Origin of the sequence: Arthrobacter sunyaminii (assembly GCF_018866305.1) — a bacterium.
In the GTDB taxonomy this organism is placed as follows: Bacteria; Actinomycetota; Actinomycetes; order Actinomycetales; family Micrococcaceae; genus Arthrobacter_B; species Arthrobacter_B sunyaminii.
In genome coordinates this window covers 2,649,583-2,672,323 of sequence record NZ_CP076456.1, presented here as the reverse complement: position 1 = coordinate 2,672,323, position 22,741 = coordinate 2,649,583, and the positions used below count along the sequence as shown (strand labels likewise).

The following is a 22,741-nucleotide window of genomic DNA, read 5'->3' as shown; positions in this document are numbered from 1 at the left end:
CCCGGCAGCCTACCGGGCGTAGCGCCGCACGAAGTTGCGCAGGATCAGCGGCGGCACTCCCACATCGGCGTGGCGCACGGAGGCCCGGACGGCGTCGGCTTCCTCCGGCGGGAAGTAGCCGGCATGCCGGTACACGGTGATGCGGGTCAGCAGGCCCGGAACATCCAGCTCGGGATGGAACTGGGTGGCGTAGAGGTTCTCCTTGATTCGGAACATCTGCACCGGGCAGGAGGAGGACCCGGCCAGGTTCACCGCGTTGGGCGGCAGCACGGAGATGGCCTCGCGGTGCCCCACAAAGGCGCTGAAGGAATCCGGAACACCGTCGAGCAGCGGATCCTGCCGCCCGTCGGCCGTGAGCTTGATGTCCACGGCGCCGATCGCCTCGCCGTACTGCCGGTCAACAACGCCGCCCTGATGCCGGCCCAGCGTCCCCACGCCGTAGCAGGCGCCCAGGAAGGGGAAATCGCGGTCGACGACGTCGTCGAGCAGCGCGCCCAGCTCGCTTTCGACCCGCAGCTGCAGCTCGGATTTGGCGCTGTCCGGATCGCTGGCATTGAACGGACTGCCGCTGACAATGATTCCGCTGTAGTCGTCCAGATCGAGGCGCGGCAGGGGGCCGGCCTCGAGCCGGATCCGCTGCAGCTGGTCAGGTTCCAGGTTTCCGAAACGGAGGAACGCCTCATATTCTTCGGCAGCGGCGTCGTCTTCGGCCCGGGAGGCCAGCAGGAGGAAAGGCTTCATTCCTTGATCGTAGTGCCGCCGGGCCCTGCCGAGGTGTCCGGCGTCGTACCCTGTGCCGGAGGAACCGGGGCCGACGTTTCAGGTTCCAGGGTTTCGCGGGCGCCAATCCAGGCGAAACATGCCATGACCACGATGGCTCCGGTCACGCCGAACGCCCAGTTGAAGCCGAGCGAGTCGGCGAGCAGCCCGGCCAGGATGGGTCCCACAATGGCGCCGCTGTCGCTGGCCATCTGGAACGTGGCCAGCACTTTACCGCCGCTGCGGTCATTGCCCACCACGTCGCCGACGGCGGCCTGCTGAGCCGGGTTCAGCAGGCCGGTGCCCATCCCGGCAATGGCGGAAACCACCAGGAACATGGGGACGTTGGTGCTGAAGCCGATGGCGGCGGTGGCCAGGGCGTTCACGGCCAGCCCGGTCAGCACCAGCGGCCGGCGGCCCCAGCTGTCGGCGAGCCGGCCGGAGAAGGTCAGGACGACGGCGGTTCCGGCGGCGAACGCGGTCAGCGAGATGCCGGCGATCTCCGGACCGGCGGACAGGGCAGCGGCGGCGAAGAGCGGCAGCAGCGAGTTGCGGACGCCGAATGAAGACCACCCGTTGGCGAAGCTGGAAGCCAGCGCGGCCCGGTAGGCGGAATCACCGAGCGCCTCGCGGACGGTCAGCACCGGACGCGCCGCGGGCTTGGGTTCGCCGTCGGCCAGCCGGGCATCCTTGAGCTGGAGGGCCACGACGGCGGCTGCCACCACCAGGGCGCCTGCATAGACGAGGAACGGAACGCGCAGTCCAAAGCCGGCCATCAGCCCGCCCGCGAGCGGCCCGGCGATATTGCCCAGCAGGAACGAGGAGGCATACGCACTGGAGACCCGGCCGCGCACCGAGGGTTTGGCCAGCCGGATGATCAGCGCCATGGCCGAGATGGTGAACATGGTGGAGCCGATGCCGCCCAGCCCGCGGAAGACCAGCAGCTGCCAGTAACTTTCAGCGAAGGCACACGCCCCGGTGGAGGCGGCGACAATGAGCAGCCCCGCAATGTAGACCGGGCGCTCGCCAAACTTCTCCAGCAGCGCTCCGCCGGCAGGCGCGAAAACCAGCCGGGTGAAGGCAAACGCGCTGACAATGACGGAGGATGCGGCAACGCCCACGTTGAAGCTCTGCGCAAACTGCGGGAGCACCGGTGCCACCAGGCCGAAACCCAGGGCGATGACAAAGGCGGCGGCAATAAGGACTTTGATTTCCCGCGGAATCGCGAGACGGGGAGGTCGGACCATGATGCTCTGATTCTCTCAGACAGTTCCCGCTCCCGGATGCGTATCCGGGAGGTCGACGGCGGGATCCTGCGTGCGCTCGCACACACGCGCAAACGGGTGCCCGGGAACACACCGGTATGACATGCTAAAGAGCGTGAATGAGACTCTTGCGATTGTGATCTATGTGGTCATCGCTCTTGCGGTCGTCGGCTCTGTGGCAGCTCTGCTGGTCCGGACCCGACGCACCCCCAAGGGCATGTACCCCACCACCCGTGACGCCAATGATCCGGTGACCGGAGCAGGCGCGCATGCCGCCGGCACGGACGTCCTGGACGCGCCCCCGGCGGAGACCGACGTCGTCGTGCCCGATGACCTGCGCGACCTGGAGGCGGCGCCCGCGCCCGCCCCCGAAGCTCCGGCGCTGGAAACCCCCGACCCCGTGCAGGGCCGCCTGGCCCGCCTGCGCGCCCGCCTGTCCAAGTCCAACAATGCCCTGGGCAAGGCGCTGCTGGCGCTGCTGTCCAGCGACAAGATTGACGAGGATGTCTGGGACGAGATCGAGGAGACGCTCCTCCTGGCGGACCTCGGCACCGAACCGACCATGGAACTGGTGGACGCCCTGCGCGAGCGGGTGAAGATTTCCGGCAGCCGCGACCCGCAGGAAGTGCACCAGATGCTCCGCGAGGAGCTCATCAAGGTTGTTGACCCGACCATGGACCGCTCCCTGGCCGTCACCCGGCACGCGGACAAGCCTGCCGTGGTCATGGTGGTGGGCGTGAACGGCGTCGGCAAGACCACCACGGTGGGCAAGCTGGCCCGCGTGCTGGTGGCCGAGGACAAGGACGTGCTGCTGGGTGCTGCGGATACCTTCCGTGCCGCCGCTGCCGAGCAGCTGGCCACCTGGGGACAGCGCGTGGGCGTGCCCACAGTGAAGTCCGACGTCGACGGCGCGGACCCCGCGTCCGTTGCCTTCGAGGCCGTGAAGGCCGGCATCGACGGCGAAGTGGATGTGGTCCTGATCGACACCGCCGGGCGCCTGCAGAACAAGGTTGGCCTGATGGACGAACTCGGCAAGGTCAAGCGCGTCATTGAAAAGCAGGCCGAGGTGGACGAGGTCCTGCTGGTCCTGGACGCCACCACCGGCCAGAACGGCCTGATGCAGGCCAAGGTGTTCTCCGAGGTCGTCAACATCACCGGCATTGTCCTGACCAAGCTGGACGGCACCGCCAAGGGCGGCATCGTCGTCGCCATCCAGCGCACGCTGGGTGTGCCCGTGAAGCTGATCGGCCTGGGCGAGGGCGCCGATGACCTGGCACCGTTCGAAGCCGAGGGCTTTGTGGATGCGCTGCTGAGCTAAGCGACCGCACTACGCAAAAGGGGCTCCGCACTTCCGAAAGGAAATGCGGAGCCCCTTTTTATGTGGGACGACCCCTTGAACGGGGGACGCCTCCGGGCTAGAACGTGAAGTTCAGGACCGTAACCGTGCCCGCGGTGAGCGGGAACGTCTGGGTGCTGGAACCGTATTCGAAGCCCGGCACGGTCAGCCGTTCGGCGGCCGGCGTGCCTTCGGCGGCAGCGCCGTCGATCAGCGTGCCGTCCTGCGTGGCGTAGGAGGTGCCCGTCATCTGGGACATGGTTCCGGTCAGCGCCTTCCCCGGGAGTTCCAGGGTGACGTCAACGGGGGCATCGGTCTCCGGATTGTTGTTGTTGACCACTGCCACGCTGACGCTGCCGTCCGCGTGGCGCACCGCGTAGGGGTAGGCCAGTCCGCCGCCGGCGGTATCCAGTTTCAGGAACTCACCGGCCGGCATTTCAGCCACCATGGACATGCCGTAGTAGTTGGCCCGTTCATCCACTGCCCCGTTGGGCTGCAGGTAACCGCCGCCGGTGCAGATGGCGGACATGGGCGGGCCGCCCTGGCAGGTGATCAGTGAGCTGTGGAAGGAGACCCGGGAGATGCCCATCTGCGCGGCGCTCAGGGCGTAGTCGGCGCTCCAGAGGGCTGAGGCGTGGGTTTTGGTGGTCTCGTTGGAACCGGGGCAGGCGGAGACACCGGTTTCGGGGATCCAGGTTTCCAGTCCCGCTGTCAGGGCCGGCTCCATGGCTTTGCCGCGGAAGTTGTTGGCGTGGTCGTGCAGATGCCGCGTGGTCAGGTTTGCCATGATCGGCTCGCCCAGGGGATCGGCGCCTTCACAGGAGGACAGCGGATAGTGGTGGAAGGAGAGGATCTTCTTCTGCGGCAGCTCCACCTCGGCGAACGGACCCCACCAGGTCTGCTCATAGGTGCCCGGGCCAACAATGGGAACTTCCGGGGCAACGGCATGCATCGCCGCAGCGTAAGCCTTCAGCTCGGTCAGGTAATCCTCAATGCCGTAACCGGAGTCCCGCAGCCCGGTCTTGGCGAAACCGTTGGGTTCGTTGCCCACCGTGATGCCCACCAGGCGCTCGCCGAACGCGGCGGCGGCGTACTTGGTCATGTCCGCGGCGCGGGCCGGGTCATAGTTGCCCAGGTCCACGGTCAGGGCGATCTGCCCGTCTACGGCTTCCAGCAGGGTGTTGACCCGCTCCAGATCCGCGGGGGTGACGGCACGGACGGGATGGGCTTTGTCCCCGGACAGGTTTCCGGGAATGGCCTCATCGGCCGAGGTCCAGAAGAAACGCCGGTCCACGGCGTTCCCGCCGAAGCGCAGCAGCGGACGGCCGAGTCCGGAAATGGACTCGACCATCTCCGGGTTGTCGCCGGAGAGTGAGGGGTCTGCCAGATCCGTGGCCTCCAAGGAGAGCCCGATCAGACCGTCGGGCAGGGCGGTGCCGGTGGTTGCCGCCGCCACATTGATGCTCAGCGGCTCCACGGGATTCAGCGGCGAACCGGCGGGCGGGCCAACCTGGTCGTAGTACGTGACTTCCGGAGCAGGGGGCAGTGTCGGCGCCGCCGAAACCGTGAACGGGGTACCGGTGGGCGTGGGGGCCGCGGCCGGGGCGGCGTCGTCGTTCATCACCATCGGCGCAACAACGGCACCGGCGGCCAGAACGGCTACCAGGGCGGTCCCGGAGATGATCCATGTTTTCTTCTTGTTCTTGCCTGGGTTTTTGTTCTTGCCGTCGTCGGCCGCGGAAGCGGGGCCCTCGGACGGCGGAAACTGCTCGGGCATAAAGGATGTACCTCCGGGTAGTGAGACTTAGGGTCCATCCTAGCGGCGGGGTCGGGGTGCAGAGTCCGTCCGGACTGCCCGCGAAATTCCGCGTTCTTGAGCGCCGGACAAGCCGCGAAACGCTGTGGAAACTTTTCCGTCACCGATTGTTTACACCGAACCGCGGTTTGTAATGTTCCGGCAACGTCCCCGGGCCATTGCCGAAATCTTGCCCCGGCAGAGTTCATGGTGCGGGAAGGGCCCGCGGTAGGTGAAGGGACGTGAAGATGGATCTGTCAGCAGGTCACGTCTGGGTGATGATTTCAGCGGCACTGGTGCTGCTCATGACGCCCGGAGTGGCATTCTTTTACGGCGGCATGACCCGCGCCAAGGCAGCACTGAACATGATGATGATGAGCTTTGTCTCCATCGGACTGGTGGGGGTTGTCTGGGTTCTCTGGGGTTTCTCCATGACCGGGGGCGACGGCGTGGGCGGGCTGTTCGGCAACCCCTTCACTTCCTTCGGACTTGAGTCCCTGATCGGCACTGAAGACCTCATCAGCGCCGGCTTCGGCGCCACCTTCGCCATCATCACGGTGGCCCTGATCAGCGGAGCCATCGCGGACCGCGCCAAGTTCAGCGCCTGGGCCGTCTTTGTGCCGGTCTGGGTGACCCTGGTCTACTGCCCGCTGGCCTTCATGGTCTGGGGTGGCGGGCTGCTTGGTGAAGAGGGTGCCATCGGCTCAGTGGTTGGAGAAGCCATCGACTTTGCCGGCGGCACCGTGGTCCACATCAACGCCGGTGTGGCAGCCCTGGTGCTGGCCCTGATCATCGGCAAGCGCAAAGGATTCGGCAAGGACCCGAGCCAGCGGCCCCACAACATTCCGTTTGTCATGCTGGGCGCCACCCTGCTCTGGTTCGGCTGGTTCGGTTTCAACGGGGGAGCCGCCGGCACCGCCGAGGAAGCCGGCCTCATCTGGGTCAACACCATGGCGGCTCCGGCCGCAGCGATGGTCGGCTGGCTGCTGACCGAACGCATCCGTGACGGACGCCCGACGTCGCTCGGCGCAGCCTCCGGCATTGTTGCCGGACTTGTGGCCATCACCCCGGCCTGTGCGAACGTGAGCCCGCTGGGCGCCGTCGGGCTGGGCCTGCTGGCCGGAGTCCTCTCCGCGCTCGCCGTCGGCCTGAAGTACAAGCTGGGCTACGACGATTCACTCGACGTGGTGGGCGTGCACCTGGTGGCCGGCATTGTGGGCACCCTGGCACTGGGCTTCATCGCCCTGCCGGTTGAGGGAGAAGGCGGCGGCCTCTTCTACGGCGGCGGCTTCGCACAGCTCGGAGCACAGCTGGTTGCCATGGTTGTAGCGATCCTCTTCTCCGCCGTCCTGACCCTGGTGATCGGCCTGGCCATCCACAAGGCGATCGGCTTCCGGGTCTCCGAGGAACAGGAAATCAACGGCGTGGACCTGAGCGAACACGCAGAAACCGCTTATGAATTTGGCGGCCTGGGTGTGGGCGGTTCCTTCCGTCCCACTCACGAAGCCGTCCGCACCGCCACGAAGGAGAGCGTCAACTCATGAAACTCGTAACGGCCATTGTCCGGCCCGAAAAACTCGATGCCGTCCGCGGCTCCCTGGAAAGCTACGGCGTGCAGGGGCTGACCGTCAGCCAGGCCAACGGCTACGGACGCCAGCGCGGCCACACCGAGGTTTACCGCGGCGCCGAATACACCGTGGACCTGCTGCCGAAGATCCGCATCGAGGTCCTGGTGGCCAACGAATGGCTCAACGACATTGTGGATGTGCTGGTTTCCACCGCCAACACCGGCCGCGCCGGCGACGGCAAGGTGTGGGTGGTCAACGTGGAGGAAGCCCTCCGTGTCCGCACCGGGGAACGCGGGGACTCCGCCCTGTAGGTATGGGGGACAGGAAGACCCCTTGGGAAGGCTGTGTGGGGCAGCCAACCCGAGGGGTCTTCCTGCGTTTGGTGCTTGCGGACTGGGCCGGCCGCCCCGGTCCTGCGCACGTATTCACTGTTGCACTACCAGCGTTTCCAAGGTCCTAACATGCCAGCCACCATCAAGGAACTCGGCCTCCATGATTTGCTCAAGGGGAATGCCGATGCCCTTGGCGGTTCCCTGGTAGCCCTCCGGACCGTAATACACCAAAGGTTCCTGGGTGATCGTGATGATCGCCTGGAAGTAACCATCAGCAGTTGGAACGAAGTCGTAAGAAGGGGTGGTGACACCTTCAACGTGGACTTCACCCCCGGCTATCCAATCACCGTCCACGTACCCGCTGGCCAAGGTGCGGTAGTAACCGTCGCAGACAAGACAGGTGTCACCGCTGACGGCGCGTACCGGTTCAACGTCTCCGGTTGCATAACCGTAGTTGGCCAACTCGTACCAGTGCGCTGCGAAGGCCTCGAGACCTTCCCTGGATTCCTGCCTTGCGAGCTCAGGCATTACAGGCAGCAGCACATTCTCGGCAGGACCCTTCACGCTCGCAGGCTTGTATGCGGGAGCGGCAGGTGTTGGAGGCGGGGCTGGAACGGCGGTTTCACCGGCATCAGTGGTTTCATTTGGCTCTGCGCTGTTCGTGGTTTGACCGACAGCCTGGGCTGCGGGATCCGTTTCACCTCCGGAGCACCCGCCCAGCAGAAGGATGACGGCTAGGCCCAGGGAGCCTAGCCGGAGCGGAGCGACAGCAGAACGGATCATCAAAGTACCCCTTGCGAACAATCGTGCGGGACTGGTTGTGACAGCAAGGGTACGAGGCTGCGGCACGCATCCTGGGTTATCCACAGAGTGATGCTAGAGGCCGTCAGTGCTTACATATTTTCAACCAAGTTCACGACCCAGCGCCCTGAATCATATGTGGCCTCCATGATCTGTGCCGTTGATGCTTCATCACCTGGTCCCTGACCGTAGACCTTGCCGTTCGGGCCGCGGTTTGCGCCTGCTTCCTGAATAACCGACAGAAGCAATTGATAGCGTCCTTCAGGTGTCTTTACGAACTCGGTACCGCTCGAGAGAACGTTGAGTTTTCCACCCTGAATCCAATCCTCGTTGACGTAGCCTTCTTCCAAGTCCTCGTAGAAAGATTGGCAGATTGAACACTCCGGTGCGCTTATTTCCTTTACCGGCGTAGGGTCTCCGGTTTCGTATCCGTAATTAATCAAACTGAACCAGTAGTCCCCGAAGGCCACCAAACCTTCTTTGGACTCTTCCTTCGCAAGCTCAGGCATGACAGGTAGAGGCACATTCTCGGCTGGTCCCTCAGCGGTCGCCGGTTTGTAGGCGGCAGTAGGGGTTGGCGTCGCAGAGGGAGTGGCGCTTTCCGTCGGGCTGGTGCTTTCGCTGGAGGAAGGGCTGCTCGAGCTGTTCTCTGCAGCTTCAGCGTTGGGCTCGCCGCTGGGTCCGGAGCATCCGCCGAGCAGTAGGATGGCGGCCATGCCCAGGGAGCCTAGCCGAAGCGGAGCGACAGCAGAACGGATCATCAGAGTACCCCTTGCGGACAATGGTGCGGGACTGGTTGTGACAGCAAGGGTACGAGGCTGCTGCACGCATCCTGGGTTATCCACAGAGTGATGCCAGAAGCCTTCAGTGGTTACATATTTTCAACCAAGTTCACGACCCAGTGGTCGGAGATGTACGTTGCCTCCATAATTTGTGCTGTTGCTTGTTCATCTCCGGCAGAACCTGCACCGTAGATCACTCCGTTTGGGCCCCGATTCACCCCTGCTTCCTGCCGGATTGACAGGAGCAACTGGTAGCGTCCCTCCGGTGTTTTCTCAAACTGTGAACCACTTGAGGAGATACTTATTTTCCCGCCCTGGATCCAATCGTCATTCTCGTACCCCTCCTCCAGATCCACGTAGTAGAGCTCACAGAGTTGGCACTCGGATGTGCTTAATCCTTTTACCGGTGATGCGTCTCCGGTCTCGTAGCCGTAGTTCAATAAGCTGAACCAGTAGTGCCCGAAAGCTATCAAGCCCTCTTTGGATTCTCTCTTCGCAAGTTCGGGCATTACCGGCAGAGGCACATTTTCGGCGGGCCCCTCAGCGGTTGCCGGCTTATAGGAGGCGGCGGGTGTCGCAGAAGGAGTTGCGCTTTCCATCGGGCTCGTGCTTTCGCTGGAGGAAGGGCTGCTCGAGCTGTTCTCTGCAGCTTCAGCGTTGGGCTCGCCGCTGGATCCGGAGCATCCGCCGAGCAGAAGGATGGCTGCTAGGCCCAGGGTACCCAGCCGAAGCGGAGCGATAGCAGAGCGGATCATCAGAGTTCCCCTTGCGAACAATGGTGTGGGACTGGTTGTGGAAGCAAGGGTACGAGGCTGCGGCACGTATCCGGAGTTGTCCACAGAGTGATGTCAGATGCTTTCAGCGGTTACATGTTCTCAACCAAGTTCACGACCCAGTGGTCGGAGACGTACGTTGCTTCCATAATGAATGCGGAGGATTCTTCATCGGCAGCGGCTTCATGATAAATCTTGCCGTTCGGACCACGATTGAAGCTAGCATCTTGTCTGATTGACAGAATTAACTGGAACCTTCCTTCAGGCGTCTGGATAAATTGAGTGCCGCTAGAAATTACCCTGAGGTGTCCACCTTGAATCCAATCGTCATTGACATACCCCTCATTCACATCGGCATAGAATGACTCGCACCGCTCACAGCCCGGTGCGCTTATCGCTCTCACAGGTGAAGTTTCCCCGGTTTCGTACCCGTAATTCACCAAGTCAAACCAGTGCTCTCCGAAAGTCTCGAGACCCTCCTTCGATTGCTCCTTCGCAACATCAGGCATGACAGGCAGAGGCACATTCTCGGCGGGACCCTCAGTGGTCGCCGGCTTGTAGGCGGCGGCGTTACGGGGTGGCGCCTCAGATGGAGTAGCGCTTTCCGCGGTGTCGGGGCTCTCACTGGTTGAAGGGCTCCTGGATGCGTTAACCGCTGGTTCGGTGTTGGGATCGTCTCTGGATCCGGAGCATCCGCCGAGCAGAAGGATGGCGGCCATGCCCAGGGTGCCCAGCCGGAGCGGAGCGGCAGCAGAACGGATCATCAAAGCACCCCTTTGCGAAGAATCGTGCGGGACTGGTTGTGACAGCAAGGGTACGAGGCAGCGGAACGCATCCTGGGTTATCCACAGAGTGATGTCAGATGCTTTCAGCGGTTACATGTTCTCAACCAAGTTCACGACCCAGTGGTCGGAGACATAAGTTGCCTCCATTATTTGTGCTGTTGTTGTCTTATCGATCTGGTGCTCGAAAAATACCTTGCCGTTAGGGCCTCGGTTAGCGACCGCTTCCTGTCTGATCGATAGAAGTAGCTGGTAGCGTCCTTGGGGCGTTTTCACAAACTGGGTTCCAGCAGAGTTGATGTTGATCTTCCCGCCGTGAATCCAGTCATCGTTGACATATCCTTCTTCAAGGTCCGCATAGAAGATATTGCAGCGTTCACAGTCTTGCGCGCTTATTTCCATCACCGGGGCTGAGTCTCCGGTTTCGAACCCGTAATTTACTAAGCTGAACCAATACTCTCCGAAAGCCCGCAAGCCCTCTGCGGACTCTTCCTTCGCGAGTTCGGGCATGACCGGCAGGGGCACATTTTCGGCGGCCCCCTCAGCGGTCGCCGGCTTGTAGGTGGCGGTGGGTGAGGGTGTGGCAGAGGAAGTGGCGTTTTCCGTCGGCTCGGCCCTCTCGCTGGTTAACGGGCTGAGCTCGGCTGCCTCGGCGTTGGGGTCGCCGCTGGATCCGGAGCATCCGCCGAGCACCAGGATGGCGGCCAGACCCAGCGCTCCCAACCGTGCAGCGGGAACAGCAGAACAGGCAGAAGTGCGGATCATCGAATTACCCCCGGGAAAAATGGTGCGGGACTGGTCGTTATAGCAATTCCGCCCTCTCCGCCTGATCCGACTCCATCTCCCACCACCATCGCCGCGGCGCCATTCACGACAATGAAGAGGGTTGTAATGGCAATCATGGGATATATATCCTCCGCATTGTGGAGCGCCTATTGGATAGTGACGGCGTTGTGGGCAAACCACCCATTTTCGGTATAGGTTGCTTCGATCATTTGCACCGTAGTGGCTTCCAAGCCTTTATTTACTTCATATAGTTTTCCGGCCGGTCCTCGGTATTCGTAAGGGTCTTGTCTTATTTGAATCAAGACTTGATATACTCCCTTGCTGGTCACCGCATAATTTGTTTTAGTTGACATAGTCACCAGCGTTCCGCCGAGGATCCAGTCGTCGTTGGCGTAGCCGTTTCCCAGGATCCTGTAAGCAGTCCCGCATACGACGCAGTCCGGGCCGCTGATCTGCTTCAGCGGCTCCACATCCCCCGTTTCGAACCCGTAATTCATCAGGTCGTACCAGTGGGTGGCGAAGGCTTTCAGTCCCTCCGCGGACTCTTCCTTCGCAACCTCGGGCATCACAGGCATAGGCACGTTCTCCGCAGGACCCTCAGCGGTTGCCGGCTTGTAGGCGGCGGCGGGTGTCGCAGAAGGAGCTGCGCTTTCCATGGGGCTGGTGCTTTCGCTGGAGGAAGGGCTGCTCGAGCTGTTCTCGGCTGCTTCAGCGTTGGGCTCGCCGCTGGATCGGGAGCATCCGCCGAGCACCAGGATGGCTGCAAGTCCCAGCGCTCCAAACCGTGCGGCGGGAACAGCAGGTTGGGCAGAATTGCGGATCATCGGATTCCTCCCGGAAGGAACGGTGCGGGACTGAGATGTGACGCCAACTCAGCAGCCGTAGCCAGCCGGATTTACCCGGCAGTTATCGGCGACGTTGTGGGATTCGGATTTCCACACGCTGATGGCCACGGGGGTAGAGGGGACCGTAGCTCGGCCGTCGATGGGCACCATGGGGCCGCCGTTGATCGAATACGACGCTGAAAAGTACACCGTGACGGAGGCTTGAAAGTTTCCCGTTGCCCGGTATACATGGCTAGTCGAGGTCTCTTCACCCCAGCGGCCTGGGGGGAGGGGTCCTCCGGCGGGAGATGCAGGACCGTAAACGGTGCCGTCTCCGTAGCTCCACTCGTACTCTGTTGGTCGAGCGACAATTCGAATATCTTGTTCAAACATTGCAAAGTCAAAAACTTGTTCAGTCGCTTCTACGTAGAAGTTTGTGTGCGCACCAATCAGGGTGTGAGGACTTGGCTGCAACGCAAGTGTGCCCGGCAATATAGGTCGTGACTGGAACTCGGTGAGTATGGTTTCTCGAATCTGGTCGCCAATATCCCGTGGTTTTTCTGCGTAAATGCAGGACGGATCAGGGCTCAGAGGATTCCAGGCTTGCCCACTGTCTTTTAGTCGTGAGAACCAATAGACCAATTTACCGCCCGCCGCAGCCTTGCAATATCTTTCATTCTCATTAAGGCAGAGTATGTTGCCGACGTCTCCCTCAAAACATTTTAGCTCAAACCTGTATTCAGTCAGATTCTCTGGCACCCCCGTGTCAAAGTGGGACCATTCACCGCTTCCAGGAATTTCAAAGTATGCACCAACATAAACTCTATCGTCGTCCACCCCGCCCTCTCCGCTTCCACCGCCGTTGTCTTTAGCGCTAGCTGGGGCGCCGGCAGATAGGAAAAGTGCGATAAACACCACAATGGCGGAAACTTTGAGTTTCATTTCGGGCCTTACTGAATCGTAACAGCATTGTGGGCGAACCACTGTCCATTATTGTAGGTTGCTTCAATCATTTGAACAGTAGTTCCTTCTACGCCATCATTTTCCCCATATAAAAGGCCCCCAGGGCCGCGGAACTCATAAGGGTCTTGTCTTATCTGTATCAGAACTTGGTATACACCTTTGCTGGTTACTACATAATTTGTTTTGGTCGACATAACCACCAGCTCCCCGCCGAATATCCAATCTTCTTCGTCGTAGCCATTACCCAGGAGTCTGTATACGTTGCCACAAACGACGCAGTCCGGTCCGCTAATTTGCTTCATCGGCTCCACCTCCCCCGTCTCAAACCCGTAGTTCATGAGGGCGTACCAGTGGGTGGCGAAGGCTTTCAGTCCCTCCGCGGACTCTTCCTTCGCAAGCTCAGGCATGACCGGCAGAGGCACATTCTCGGCGGGGCCCTCAGCGGTTGCCGGTTTGTAGGCGGCGGCAGTGGGCGTCGGCGTCGCAGAGGGACTTGCGCTTCCCGTGGGGTCGAAACTCTTGCTGACTGAAGGGCTGCTGGAGTTGTTCTCGGCTGCCTCGGCTGCCTCGGCGTTGGGGTCGCCGCCGTCTCCGGAACACCCGCCGAGCACCAGAATGGCGGCCAGGCCCAGCGCTCCAAACCGTGCGGCAGGAACAGCAGAACGGGCAGAAGTGCGGATCATCGAATTACCCCCGGGAAAAATGGTGCGGGACTGGATGTGACGCCAATGCTACGAGGCTGGACGACAGCATACGGAGTTATCCACAGTGCACCAGAGGAATTTCCAAAGCGGTCAAAACGACGGCGGTAGGAGCGGTCACAAATCCGAACGGCTGGATTCCCACTCCGGAGGGCCCATGGTTCCGGCAGGGTACGTCTCGAGCGGAACCTCGCCGGCCGCCCATGCCTTAAGCACCGGATCCACAATCCGCCAGCATTCCTCCGCGATGTCCGCACGCACCGAGACCAGCGGATCGCCTGAAAGGATGCCGTCCAGCACTTCGCCGTACGGGGTCATGGCTGATTTGTGCATCGGGGCGCTGAGCCCGGTCCGCTCCAGCGTGAAGACATTGTCCGGACCGTTGACGTTCAACTCCAGTTCCAGCCGGGCCGGGGCGAAGGAGATCCGCAGCCGGGAGGCTTCACCCGCCGAACCGGTGAATCCATCAGGAAGGTGGCTCACCGGCTTGAAGGTAATGACGGCCTCCTGCCGCGTTTTACCCAGCGCTTTGCCCGAGCGCAGGATGAAAGGAACACCGGCCCAGCGGTCGTTCTCGACCTGGATCTCCACTTCCGCGAGCGTCTCCGTCTCCCGGTCCGGATCAACTCCGGGGGATTCGGCATATGCCTCAACCCCTTCGCCGTCGATCTCCCCGGCAGACCACCGGGCCCGGCGCGTACTGCGCTTATAGTCCTGCGGCACGCTGGATGCCCGAAGCGTGGCGGCGATCAAGTCCCGCACATCCCGCTGGCCAAGCGTTGCCGGAGAGCCCATCGCGATGACGGCCATGGTGTGCAGCAGATGGCTCTGGATCATGTCGCGCAGGGCGCCGGCGCCGTCGTAGTACTTCGCGCGTCCCTCGAGCCCCAGTTTCTCGTCGAAGACAATCTCCACGCGGTCAATGTGAAGGTTGTTCCACACCGGCTCCAGGATGCGGTTGGTGAACCGCAGCCCGAGGACGTTCATCACGGTGGCCATGCCCAGGAAGTGGTCCACCCGGTACACGTCGCTTTCAGGCAGCAGGTCCGCGAGCATCCGGTTTAACTCACGGGCCGAGGCTTCGTCGCTGGCAAACGGCTTTTCGAGCACCAGCCGCGTGTCCTCGGGCAGGTCCCCGGGCTTCAGTGCCGCCACGGTGGACTGCGTAACTTCCGGAGGCAGCGCAAAATAGACGGCCAGGGGTGTGTCCAGGCTGCGGATGTCGTTTACCAGCCGCTGGGGATCCTTCAGGTCCACCTGCTGATAGCTGCCGTTCCGGACCGCGGCGTCGAGCGCTTCCTTCCCGTCGTCGTCGGCCTCGGTGCGGGCAGCGGCGAAGGACTCTTTCAGCAGGTCCTGCCAGGTGTCGTCGTCCCAGTCCCGTGAACCTGAACCGATGACGCGGAGGTCGGCGGGGGCGCGGCCGCTGCCGATCAGCTGGCCCAGCCCCGGCAGCAGCAGCCGCTTGGAGAGGTCGCCGGTGCCGCCGAGGATTAGAAGGGTGCGCAGGGGAGAAGTTTCACTCATGGCTCCACCCTGCCATCCGGGCTGCACAACCGGTTAGGGTTTTGCGGAAGTTTTCCAACCCGCCTTGGTACCCTTAACAGCTGGGCCTGCCAAACATGGCGAAGATCTGACGAAAGAAGTGCGCGGCACGTGTTCAATTCACTGTCTGACCGGTTGACTACAACCTTCAAGAACCTCCGCGGCAAGGGCCGGCTGACCGAGGCCGACGTCGATGCCACGGTCCGCGAGATCCGTCGCGCGCTGCTGGACGCCGACGTCGCCGTCCCCGTGGTCCGCGCCTTCACCGCCTCCGTCAAGGAGCGCGCGCTTGGCCTCGAGGTGTCGCAGGCACTGAACCCGGGCCAGCAGGTTGTGAAGATCGTCAACGAGGAGCTCGTGGGCATCCTCGGCGGCGAGACCCGCCGGCTGCGCCTGGCCAAGAACCCGCCCACGGTCATCATGCTCGCGGGTCTGCAGGGTGCCGGTAAGACCACCCTGGCCGGCAAGCTCTCCAAGCACCTGAAGTCCCAGGGCCACAGCCCGCTGCTGGTGGCCGCTGACCTCCAGCGCCCCAACGCCGTCAAGCAGCTGCAGGTCAACGGTGAACGCGCCGGCGTGCCGGTCTACGCCCCGCATCCCGGCGTCTCCTCCGAGTTTGAGTCCGCCACCGGCGATCCCGTTGCCGTCGCGCGCCAGGGCATCGAAGAGGCACGCACCAAACTGCACGACGTCGTTATTGTGGACACCGCCGGCCGCCTGGGCGTGGACGCGGAACTGATGCAGCAGGCCGCGGACATCCGCGCCGCCATCAACCCGGACGAAGTCCTCTTTGTTATCGACGCGATGATCGGGCAGGACGCCGTTAATACGGCCCAGGCCTTCAACGAGGGCGTCAACTTCACCGGCGTCGTCCTGACCAAGCTCGACGGCGATGCCCGCGGCGGTGCCGCACTGTCCGTTGCGTCCGTGACCGGCAAGCCGATCATGTTCGCCTCCACCGGTGAAGCCCTGACCGACTTTGAGGTCTTCCACCCGGACCGCATGGCCAGCCGCATCCTGGACCTCGGCGACGTCCTGACCCTCATTGAGCAGGCCGAGCAGAACTGGGACAAGGACGAAGCCTCCCGGATGGCGAAGAAGTTCGCCGACCAGGAAGACTTCACCCTGGATGACTTCCTCCAGCAGATGCAGCAGCTGCGCAAGATGGGCTCCATGAAGAAGATGCTCATGATGATGCCCGGCGCCGCCGGCATGCGTGAGCAGCTGGAAAACTTCGACGAGCGCGAAATCGACCGCGTGGAAGCCATTGTCCGCTCCATGACTCCGCACGAGCGGGTGGCTCCGAAGATCATCAACGGCTCCCGCCGCGCCCGCATTGCCCGCGGTTCAGGCGTGCACGTTTCCGAGGTCAACGGCCTGCTGGAACGCTTTGTGCAGGCACAGAAGATGATGAAGAAGATGGCCTCGGGCGGCGGAATCCCGGGCATGCCCGGCATGGCCGGCCCCGGCGGATTCGGCGGCTCGCGGAAGAAGCAGCAGGCAGCCAAGGGCAAGAAGAAGGCCAAGTCGGGCAACCCGGCCAAGGCGGCTCAGGAGCGCGCCGAGGCCGAGGCACGCCGCGCCGGAGCCCGCAAAGCGCTCCCGACCGGCAGCGCTTTCGGTGGCCAGGATGCCGATTTCGATCCTGCCTCGCTGAATCTCCCCAAGGGCTTCGAAAAGTTCCTGGGCAAGTAGGCTTTACTGCGCACCGCCGGACCAAAAGTCCGGCGGTGCGTGTTTAACGGTCCGGCGTATGCTGGCTGCCGGGCCGGACGACGGCGCGCCGGTCGGTTCCGGCGCGGCACATTGGGGAAGTCCGGCAGCAGGGGAAGAGGCCAAGGGTGGCAGCACAGGGACTGAACGGCTTTTACGGGTCGGTGTTCAAGCGAAGCACCGCTGCCTTCGCTCTGATCCGCACCGCGGACGGGCGGATTTTGATGGTGCGCTCCGGCACCGGGGCCTGGGAGCTTCCCGGCGGCGTGGTGAAGGGCGGGGAGGACCCCCGCTCCGCCGCACGCCGCGGGGCGAGCGAGGCGCTGGGAGCCGGGTTCGACGTCGGGCGCTTGCTGGTACTGGACTGTGTTCAGGGCGGGGACCGGCAGGGCGGCGGTCAGGGAGACTCCATCGCTTTTGTGTTCGACGGCGGCACGCTGGTCACGTCGGTGACAGGCTTTAGTGGAGCCGGAGGTGAGCGCGAAGCCCGCTTTGTTGCCCTGGGGGAGGGCACGGAGGTCTTCGGCTCTGCGACGGCCGGCCTGCTGGCCGGCGCCGTGGAAGCCCTGGACCTGGGAACCGTGACTGAACTGGTTGACGGCAAACCGGCCCGCGGCGAGCCGATTCTCCCGCCGGTTTCCCGTCGGATGATGCCTCCGGTGGACGGTTACGAAGGAATTCTAGGACGTCAGGAGTCCCGTTTTGCCCGCTGAACGAGTGGTATTTGTGCACGGCGCCGGAAGTTTCGGAGCTGCAGCCTGGCCCCGGCAGCACGGACTGGCCCTGGACTACGACTGCCTGTTCCTCAAGCGTCACGGCTTTGACGACGTCGCGGCCCCTCAGGCTCCGGATCTGGAGGCCGATGTTGCCATCATTCGCGAAGCCCTGGGGGACGGCGGGCACTTGGTGGCGCATGCGGCGGGCGCCGTTCCGGCCATGCTGGCGGCTCTGCGGGATCCGGGCCGCGTGTATTCCCTGATCCTGTGCGAGCCGGCAGTCTTCTCACTGACCCGCGACCTGCCGGCCACCCGGGCCCACCGCGAACTGCTTCAGCCGTTGTTTGACGCGGCGCCGGAGATGACTGACGAGGAGTACGAGCGCGAATTTGTCCGCCGGGTCTTCGCAACCGACGCGGCCGCCGCAGGCCGTGCCGCCCGGCCGGGCCATACTGCTCCGGCTGATGAAGCTGCCAGACGGTCGGCCGCGCGTCTGCGGCTGCAGACTCCGCCCTGGGAAGCTCCGCTGGAAATCGTTCCCGGAGTCCCCACTCTGGTGCTCACCGGAGGATGGGAACCGCTGTATGAGGAGGTTGCGGATTTCCTGGTGTCCACCGGCGCCGAGCACCTGCAAGTGGGTGGGAATCACCGCCCGCAGGACACCGGCGCCGGCCGAAAGGCCATCCGGGAGTTCCTCTCGGCGAACCGCGGACGCGCGGCCCTGGGCGCATGATGCCGATTGGGCACTCCGGCGGTCTCCCCGGCAGCCGTCCGCGTGTGCGCAGTGCCACCGCTGAGGATTTAGTTCAGCTCCCCGCCCTTGAAGCGGCGTCGGACACCTTGCTGGAGGGCCTGATAGGGCCCGACTCGAACGGTTCACTCACGCATGCAGGCGCCCTGCCGCCGCCGGCCGCCGTGGCCGAACTGGCCTCAGCCCGCCGCATTCTGGTGGCGGGAGAACCGCCGGCGGGATTTGCCCGGATCGAGGAAGTGGACGGCCAGGCACATCTGGAGCAGCTTTCCGTGCATCCTTCGGCAGCCGGTGCCGGGTTGGGCCGTTTGCTGGTGGAATCCGCGCTGCAGTGGGCCAGGGAGCAGGGTTACCGATCCATGACGCTGTGCACTTTTGCGCAGATTCCGTTCAATGCTCCGTTTTATCGGAGCTGCGGCTTTGAAGAGGTGCCGGAACCGCACGGGCAACTGCGGGAGGTGCGGGAGCACGAGCGGCTGCTCGGACTGGACGACATGGGGCTGCGTGTGGCGATGCGCAGGGACCTGAATCCGACGTAGACCGGCGGCAGGCGCAGCTGCTCCGGAACATGATGAGGCCGCCGTCGTGCGTCTTGGAATTAGATGAAGCTTCAAGTAAACTCATTGCATGAACCTTCAAGTAAATGCTTCCGATCTCCTGCCTGCCGATCTGTCCATGGGCACCGTAATGCTCAAAGTCGGTGACATGGAGAAGGTCTCCGCTTACTACCGCGGGGCGCTCGGGCTCGAAATCATAGCGGAGGCCGACGGCGGCCAGTATCTGGGGCGCGGAGCCGTTCCCGTGGTGCACCTGGCTCCGGCACCCGGTCTTCGCGTGGCGGCCCGGGGTGAGGCCGGGCTGTTCCACACCGCGATCCTTTTCGAGACCCAGGCCGATCTGGCAGCCACTGTGGCGGCAGCTGCACAATATGATCCGGCCGCCTTTGTGGGTTCCGCGGACCACCTGGTGAGCGAGGCTTTCTACTTCACCGACCCCGAAGGCAACGGGATCGAGCTTTACTATGACAAGCCCCGGGAAACCTGGAACTGGGATGACACGGCGTCCGGCCGCGAGGTGCGCATGGCATCTCTTGCCCTCTCGCCGCAAACCTACTTCCGGGAACATCTGACCGAGGCTGCGTTCGACGGACTGCGCACGGCCGCCGCCGGCGTGGGGCACGTGCATCTGCAGGTGGGGGACACCGACGCGGCCGCAGCGTTCTACGTGGATACCCTCGGATTTGAGCGCACCGCCGGGTTCCATGGGCAGGCACTGTTCGTTTCTGCCGGCGGCTATCACCACCACATGGCCATGAATGTCTGGAACAGCCGCGGCGCCGGACCCCGCCGCGACACCCTGGGCCTAAGCGAGGTGCTTATCAGTGTTCCGTCCGCCGACGACGTCGCAGGCCTGGCCGACCGGCTGAAGGTGGCCGGGATTTCCAGCCACCACACGGGCGCTGAGCTAAGGTTCGAGGATCCCTGGCGCAACCGGCTGCGCGTTGCTGTCGGCTGATCCAGCCGTTCCCTGCCGCGCTTGGCCCGGCAATCGACCCGCCGGCACCCGAGTCGCCAAAGATGGACTCATCTGGCACAATGGTCAGGTACTCGATCTGCGCGGCCCCTCTCTCCGTGCATGCATCTTGTCCTTTTTGAACCCCAACGTTATGGCCCGCCCCACGGGAGCAGAAGTACGGGTTCGCCCCATTTCAGATCAGGAGTGACCACTAAAGTGGCCGTAAAGATTCGCCTTAAGCGCCTCGGCAAGAAGTTCTCAGCACACTACCGCGTTGTTGTCATGGATTCCCGTGCCAAGCGCGATGGCCGTGCCATCGAGGAGATCGGACTGTACCGTCCGACCGAGAACCCGTCGTACATCGACATCAAGTCTGACCGTGCGCAGTACTGGCTCAGCGTCGGCGCCCAGCCCACCGAGCAGGTTGCAGTTCTGCTGAAGATCACCGGTGACTGGCAGAAGTTCAAGAACATCGAAGGCCAGGAGGGCACCCTCCAGGTCAAGGCTCCCAAGGAAGCTTTCGTGGCTCCCGAAAAGAAGTCCGTGATTGTTCCCGAGGCCATCACCCCGAAGGCCAAGAAGGACGAGGCTCCCGCAGAGGCTGAGGCCGAGTAACTTGCTGGCCGAAGCGCTGGAGCATCTCGTCCGCGGAATCGTTGACAGTCCTGAGGACGTCAAGGTTTCCGCCAAGAGCAACCGCCGCGGGGAAACCCTCGAGGTGCGAGTTCATCAGGATGATCTGGGCCGCGTCATCGGACGCCAGGGACGGACGGCACGTGCATTGCGCACCGTGATCGCCGCCCTCGCGAACGGAGAGCCGGTTCGCGTCGATGTAGTGGATACCGACCGCCGCCGCTGACAATCCGCGGCACGGCCGGACTGCATCGGCAGTTCACAGCACTTTCATAGCAGTACCAGTTGAACGCAGTTCACGGCATCCGGCCCCTGCACCAGATAATGGTGGAGGGGCCTGATGTGTTTTCCGGGCCCTAACCTGCCCAACCCCGGTTGCAGCACCCCGCCGCACCAATACAAGGAGATTCCCCCATGCAGTTACAGGTGGCACGCATCGGCAAGCCGCACGGCATCCGCGGCGAAGTAACCGTCCAGGTACTGACTGATGCCCCCGAGGACCGCTTTGTGCCCGGAACCGAGCTCATCGTCGAGCCTGCGTCCAAGGGCCCGCTCACGGTCATCAGCGCCCGCTGGAACAAGGACATCCTTCTGCTCGGATTCGACGAAGTGGTGGACCGCAACGGCGCTGAGGAGCTGCGCGGGGCAATGCTCTCTGTCGACATCGATGAACTGGATGATGAGGACGACGACGAGGGCTGGTACGAGCACGAGCTGGTAGGGCTGAAGGCTCGAATCGGCGACGACGTCGTGGGTACCGTCAGCGGCCTGCGCACCCTCACCGTCCAGGACCTGCTGGTGATTGACGACAATGAGGGCCGTGAGGTCTTTGTTCCCTTCGTCGAAGCCATCGTGCCCGAGGTCAACGTTGAGGGCGGCTACGTGCTGCTTACCCCGCCGGAGGGCTTGTTTGAGCTGAATCTCCCCGAGGACAAGCAGGACAAGAAGGACAAGCCGGAGAAGGACAGCGGCAGCAAGGACAAGGACGCTCAGAACGAGGCCGGCCGCTAAGTGCGTATTGATGTAGTCAGCATTTTCCCGGAGTATTTGGCGGCACTGGATCTGTCGCTGATCGGCAAGGCCCGGCAGGATGGGCTGCTGGACCTCAACGTCCACGACCTGCGGGACTTCACCACGGACCGCCACCGCACCGTGGATGACACCCCCTACGGCGGCGGCGCCGGCATGGTCATGAAGGCCGAGCCCTGGGCGCAGGCGCTGGGTTCTGTTGCGGAGGCGGGGACCGGCGACGGCGTCACCCCCGACGCTGAAACCCGCCCCGTGCTGATCGTCCCCTCGCCCGCGGGGGCCGTGTTCACCCAGGCTATGGCCTATGAGCTGGCCGAAGAGAAGCACCTTGTGTTCGCCTGCGGACGCTACGAGGGCATTGATGAGCGCGTCCTGGAGTGGGCCGATGAGCGTTTTGATGTGCGTCCGGTGAGCCTCGGGGATTATGTGCTCAACGGGGGAGAGGTTGCCGTGCTGGCCATGGTGGAGGCCATTGGCCGCCTGGTGCCCGGCGTCGTCGGCAATCCCGAATCCCTGGTGGAGGAATCGCACTCCGACGGCCTGCTGGAATACCCGGTCTACACCAAGCCCTCTTCGTGGAGGGACCGGAATGTGCCGGACATCCTGCTCAGCGGCAACCACGGCAAGATCGCCCAGTGGCGCCGCGAGCAGCAGCTGCAGCGCACCGCAGCCCGCCGGCCGGACCTGCTGGAAAAGTTCGACGTCTCCCAGCTAACCAAGGCCGACAAGGCCGCGCTGGCATCCATGGGATACGAAGTGACGAAGGACCGGATCCTGCCCCTCGGGTGATTGGTGGCGTTTGTCCGGGTGTGGCAGAATAGATAACTGTGTCATCTGGGTCCGCACCTGCCACAGGGGGAGCGCGGCCAACAGAATACACACCGGCGGCCAATCCTCGGCTTCGCCGGTCTTATAGCTTCGGCAGCATCTGTGCAGTCCTTCGTGGCCGCATCCTTGCCTGCCGTTACCAAAGTGAATGACCTGTGGCGTTCACCAGGAGTGATAAACAATGCACATCCTAGATTCTGTTGATGCAGCCTCGCTGCGTTCAGACATCCCCGAGTTCCGCGCCGGTGACACGGTCAAGGTTCACGTAAACATCATCGAAGGCAAGAACACCCGTGTTCAGGTCTTCCAGGGCTTCGTCATGAAGCGCCAGGGCGACGGCCTGCGCGAGACCTTCACGGTCCGCAAGGTCAGCTTCGGCGTCGGCGTGGAGCGTACCTTCCCGGTGCACTCCCCGGTTCTCGACAAGATCGAGGTCGTCTCCAAGGGTGACGTCCGCCGCGCCAAGCTGTACTACATGCGCGACCTGCGCGGCAAGGCAGCCAAGATCAAGGAAAAGCGCGACGCACGTCCCGCCAAGTAAATT

25 protein-coding genes are annotated in these 22,741 nt (G+C 63.2%); 13 read left to right on the top strand and 12 right to left on the bottom strand.

The features are described 5' to 3' along the window. Positions 1–9: 9 nt before the first annotated feature. Positions 10–741: a glutamine amidotransferase gene (locus KG104_RS12065; RefSeq protein ID WP_207347136.1), complete on the bottom strand. Its 732-nt coding sequence runs from the start codon at positions 739–741 to the stop codon at positions 10–12. Then, complete coding sequence (locus KG104_RS12060; RefSeq protein ID WP_104103976.1) at positions 738–2,006, bottom strand: MFS transporter; 1,269 nt, start codon at positions 2,004–2,006, stop codon at positions 738–740. Before KG104_RS12060 ends, KG104_RS12065 begins: the two co-directional genes overlap by 4 nt. 133 nt (positions 2,007–2,139) lie before the next feature. Here KG104_RS12060 and ftsY point away from each other — a divergent pair, with 133 nt between their 5' ends. Then, entirely contained in the window at positions 2,140–3,342 is a 1,203-nt protein-coding gene (gene ftsY / locus KG104_RS12055; protein WP_104161464.1) for a signal recognition particle-docking protein FtsY, read from the top strand. Between the two features lie 97 nt (positions 3,343–3,439). Here ftsY and KG104_RS12050 read toward each other — a convergent pair whose 3' ends face one another. Beyond that, positions 3,440–5,137: a hypothetical protein gene (locus tag KG104_RS12050; protein ID WP_237686905.1), complete on the bottom strand. Its 1,698-nt coding sequence runs from the start codon at positions 5,135–5,137 to the stop codon at positions 3,440–3,442. Between the two features lie 266 nt (positions 5,138–5,403). Here KG104_RS12050 and KG104_RS12045 point away from each other — a divergent pair, with 266 nt between their 5' ends. Together KG104_RS12045 and KG104_RS12040 are read left to right on the top strand one after the other, a co-directional pair. Beyond that, the gene (locus tag KG104_RS12045; protein ID WP_104054774.1) at positions 5,404–6,699 is read left to right on the top strand and encodes an ammonium transporter; all 1,296 of its coding nucleotides are present in this window, start codon (positions 5,404–5,406) and stop codon (positions 6,697–6,699) included. Further along, positions 6,696–7,034, top strand: a complete 339-nt coding sequence (locus KG104_RS12040) for a P-II family nitrogen regulator (RefSeq protein WP_104053827.1) — start codon at positions 6,696–6,698, stop codon at positions 7,032–7,034. The genes KG104_RS12045 and KG104_RS12040 overlap by 4 nt, the downstream gene beginning before the upstream one ends. 114 nt (positions 7,035–7,148) lie before the next feature. Here the strand turns inward: KG104_RS12040 and KG104_RS18215 are convergent, their stop codons facing one another. The 9 genes from KG104_RS18215 to KG104_RS11995 form a co-directional block, all read right to left on the bottom strand. Then, the gene (locus KG104_RS18215) at positions 7,149–7,838 is read right to left on the bottom strand and encodes a DUF6318 family protein (RefSeq protein WP_273545194.1); all 690 of its coding nucleotides are present in this window, start codon (positions 7,836–7,838) and stop codon (positions 7,149–7,151) included. A gap of 110 nt (positions 7,839–7,948) precedes the next feature. Beyond that, entirely contained in the window at positions 7,949–8,572 is a 624-nt protein-coding gene (locus tag KG104_RS12030; protein ID WP_207347134.1) for a DUF6318 family protein, read from the bottom strand. A gap of 155 nt (positions 8,573–8,727) precedes the next feature. Then, positions 8,728–9,393, bottom strand: a complete 666-nt coding sequence (locus KG104_RS12025; protein ID WP_207347133.1) for a DUF6318 family protein — start codon at positions 9,391–9,393, stop codon at positions 8,728–8,730. Between the two features lie 110 nt (positions 9,394–9,503). Continuing rightward, positions 9,504–10,175 (bottom strand): DUF6318 family protein, encoded by a 672-nt coding sequence (locus tag KG104_RS12020; RefSeq protein WP_207347132.1) that lies wholly within the window; start codon positions 10,173–10,175, stop codon positions 9,504–9,506. Between the two features lie 111 nt (positions 10,176–10,286). Beyond that, positions 10,287–10,958, bottom strand: a complete 672-nt coding sequence (locus KG104_RS12015; RefSeq protein WP_207347131.1) for a DUF6318 family protein — start codon at positions 10,956–10,958, stop codon at positions 10,287–10,289. Positions 10,959–11,125: 167 nt separating this feature from the next. Beyond that, positions 11,126–11,803: a DUF6318 family protein gene (locus KG104_RS12010; protein ID WP_207347130.1), complete on the bottom strand. Its 678-nt coding sequence runs from the start codon at positions 11,801–11,803 to the stop codon at positions 11,126–11,128. A gap of 48 nt (positions 11,804–11,851) precedes the next feature. After that, positions 11,852–12,745 carry a PKD domain-containing protein gene (locus KG104_RS18135; RefSeq protein ID WP_237686904.1) on the bottom strand — a complete coding sequence of 298 codons (894 nt, stop codon included), beginning with the start codon at positions 12,743–12,745 and terminating at the stop codon, positions 11,852–11,854. Positions 12,746–12,753: 8 nt separating this feature from the next. Continuing rightward, positions 12,754–13,449: a DUF6318 family protein gene (locus KG104_RS12000; protein ID WP_207347129.1), complete on the bottom strand. Its 696-nt coding sequence runs from the start codon at positions 13,447–13,449 to the stop codon at positions 12,754–12,756. 135 nt (positions 13,450–13,584) lie between these two features. Next, positions 13,585–14,994, bottom strand: a complete 1,410-nt coding sequence (locus tag KG104_RS11995) for a glucose-6-phosphate dehydrogenase (RefSeq protein ID WP_207347128.1) — start codon at positions 14,992–14,994, stop codon at positions 13,585–13,587. A 129-nt stretch (positions 14,995–15,123) separates the two neighbouring features. On the opposite strand from KG104_RS11995, the gene ffh reads away from it, so the two are divergent. From ffh to rplS, 10 genes are all read left to right on the top strand, one after another. Further along, complete coding sequence (ffh, locus tag KG104_RS11990; RefSeq protein WP_104053837.1) at positions 15,124–16,707, top strand: signal recognition particle protein; 1,584 nt, start codon at positions 15,124–15,126, stop codon at positions 16,705–16,707. Positions 16,708–16,853: 146 nt separating this feature from the next. After that, positions 16,854–17,438: an NUDIX domain-containing protein gene (locus tag KG104_RS11985; protein WP_181032501.1), complete on the top strand. Its 585-nt coding sequence runs from the start codon at positions 16,854–16,856 to the stop codon at positions 17,436–17,438. Then, a complete protein-coding gene (locus KG104_RS11980; protein WP_207347127.1) occupies positions 17,428–18,174 on the top strand; it encodes an alpha/beta fold hydrolase in 747 nt (248 codons plus the stop codon). Before KG104_RS11985 ends, KG104_RS11980 begins: the two co-directional genes overlap by 11 nt. Positions 18,175–18,218: 44 nt before the next feature. Further along, positions 18,219–18,731: a GNAT family N-acetyltransferase gene (locus KG104_RS11975; protein WP_207347126.1), complete on the top strand. Its 513-nt coding sequence runs from the start codon at positions 18,219–18,221 to the stop codon at positions 18,729–18,731. Between the two features lie 88 nt (positions 18,732–18,819). Next, entirely contained in the window at positions 18,820–19,707 is an 888-nt protein-coding gene (locus tag KG104_RS11970) for a VOC family protein (protein ID WP_207347125.1), read from the top strand. A gap of 216 nt (positions 19,708–19,923) precedes the next feature. After that, positions 19,924–20,322, top strand: a complete 399-nt coding sequence (rpsP, locus tag KG104_RS11965; RefSeq protein WP_104053841.1) for a 30S ribosomal protein S16 — start codon at positions 19,924–19,926, stop codon at positions 20,320–20,322. Position 20,323: 1 nt separating this feature from the next. Further along, the gene (locus KG104_RS11960; protein ID WP_104053842.1) at positions 20,324–20,566 is read left to right on the top strand and encodes an RNA-binding protein; all 243 of its coding nucleotides are present in this window, start codon (positions 20,324–20,326) and stop codon (positions 20,564–20,566) included. A gap of 188 nt (positions 20,567–20,754) precedes the next feature. Beyond that, positions 20,755–21,351, top strand: a complete 597-nt coding sequence (rimM, locus tag KG104_RS11955; RefSeq protein ID WP_207347124.1) for a ribosome maturation factor RimM — start codon at positions 20,755–20,757, stop codon at positions 21,349–21,351. Then, positions 21,352–22,158: a tRNA (guanosine(37)-N1)-methyltransferase TrmD gene (gene trmD / locus KG104_RS11950; RefSeq protein ID WP_207347123.1), complete on the top strand. Its 807-nt coding sequence runs from the start codon at positions 21,352–21,354 to the stop codon at positions 22,156–22,158. Positions 22,159–22,378: 220 nt separating this feature from the next. Further along, a complete protein-coding gene (rplS, locus tag KG104_RS11945; protein WP_104053845.1) occupies positions 22,379–22,738 on the top strand; it encodes a 50S ribosomal protein L19 in 360 nt (119 codons plus the stop codon). Positions 22,739–22,741: the final 3 nt, after the last annotated feature.

Coding starts and splice junctions, on each gene's coding strand:
- KG104_RS18135 (WP_237686904.1), bottom strand. CDS start 12,745: ATGAAACTCAAAGTTTCCGCCATTGTGGTGTTTATCGCACTTTTCCTA.
- rplS (WP_104053845.1), top strand. CDS start 22,379: ATGCACATCCTAGATTCTGTTGATGCAGCCTCGCTGCGTTCAGACATC.
- KG104_RS12015 (WP_207347131.1), bottom strand. CDS start 10,958: ATGATCCGCACTTCTGCCTGTTCTGCTGTTCCCGCTGCACGGTTGGGA.
- KG104_RS11995 (WP_207347128.1), bottom strand. CDS start 14,994: ATGAGTGAAACTTCTCCCCTGCGCACCCTTCTAATCCTCGGCGGCACC.
- KG104_RS12025 (WP_207347133.1), bottom strand. CDS start 9,393: ATGATCCGCTCTGCTATCGCTCCGCTTCGGCTGGGTACCCTGGGCCTA.
- KG104_RS12060 (WP_104103976.1), bottom strand. CDS start 2,006: ATGGTCCGACCTCCCCGTCTCGCGATTCCGCGGGAAATCAAAGTCCTT.
- KG104_RS12000 (WP_207347129.1), bottom strand. CDS start 13,449: ATGATCCGCACTTCTGCCCGTTCTGCTGTTCCTGCCGCACGGTTTGGA.
- rimM (WP_207347124.1), top strand. CDS start 20,755: ATGCAGTTACAGGTGGCACGCATCGGCAAGCCGCACGGCATCCGCGGC.
- KG104_RS12010 (WP_207347130.1), bottom strand. CDS start 11,803: ATGATCCGCAATTCTGCCCAACCTGCTGTTCCCGCCGCACGGTTTGGA.
- KG104_RS12050 (WP_237686905.1), bottom strand. CDS start 5,137: ATGCCCGAGCAGTTTCCGCCGTCCGAGGGCCCCGCTTCCGCGGCCGAC.
- KG104_RS12040 (WP_104053827.1), top strand. CDS start 6,696: ATGAAACTCGTAACGGCCATTGTCCGGCCCGAAAAACTCGATGCCGTC.
- KG104_RS11970 (WP_207347125.1), top strand. CDS start 18,820: ATGAACCTTCAAGTAAATGCTTCCGATCTCCTGCCTGCCGATCTGTCC.
- KG104_RS12045 (WP_104054774.1), top strand. CDS start 5,404: ATGGATCTGTCAGCAGGTCACGTCTGGGTGATGATTTCAGCGGCACTG.
- KG104_RS18215 (WP_273545194.1), bottom strand. CDS start 7,838: ATGATCCGTTCTGCTGTCGCTCCGCTCCGGCTAGGCTCCCTGGGCCTA.
- KG104_RS12020 (WP_207347132.1), bottom strand. CDS start 10,175: ATGATCCGTTCTGCTGCCGCTCCGCTCCGGCTGGGCACCCTGGGCATG.
- KG104_RS12030 (WP_207347134.1), bottom strand. CDS start 8,572: ATGGCCGCCATCCTACTGCTCGGCGGATGCTCCGGACCCAGCGGCGAG.
- KG104_RS12065 (WP_207347136.1), bottom strand. CDS start 741: ATGAAGCCTTTCCTCCTGCTGGCCTCCCGGGCCGAAGACGACGCCGCT.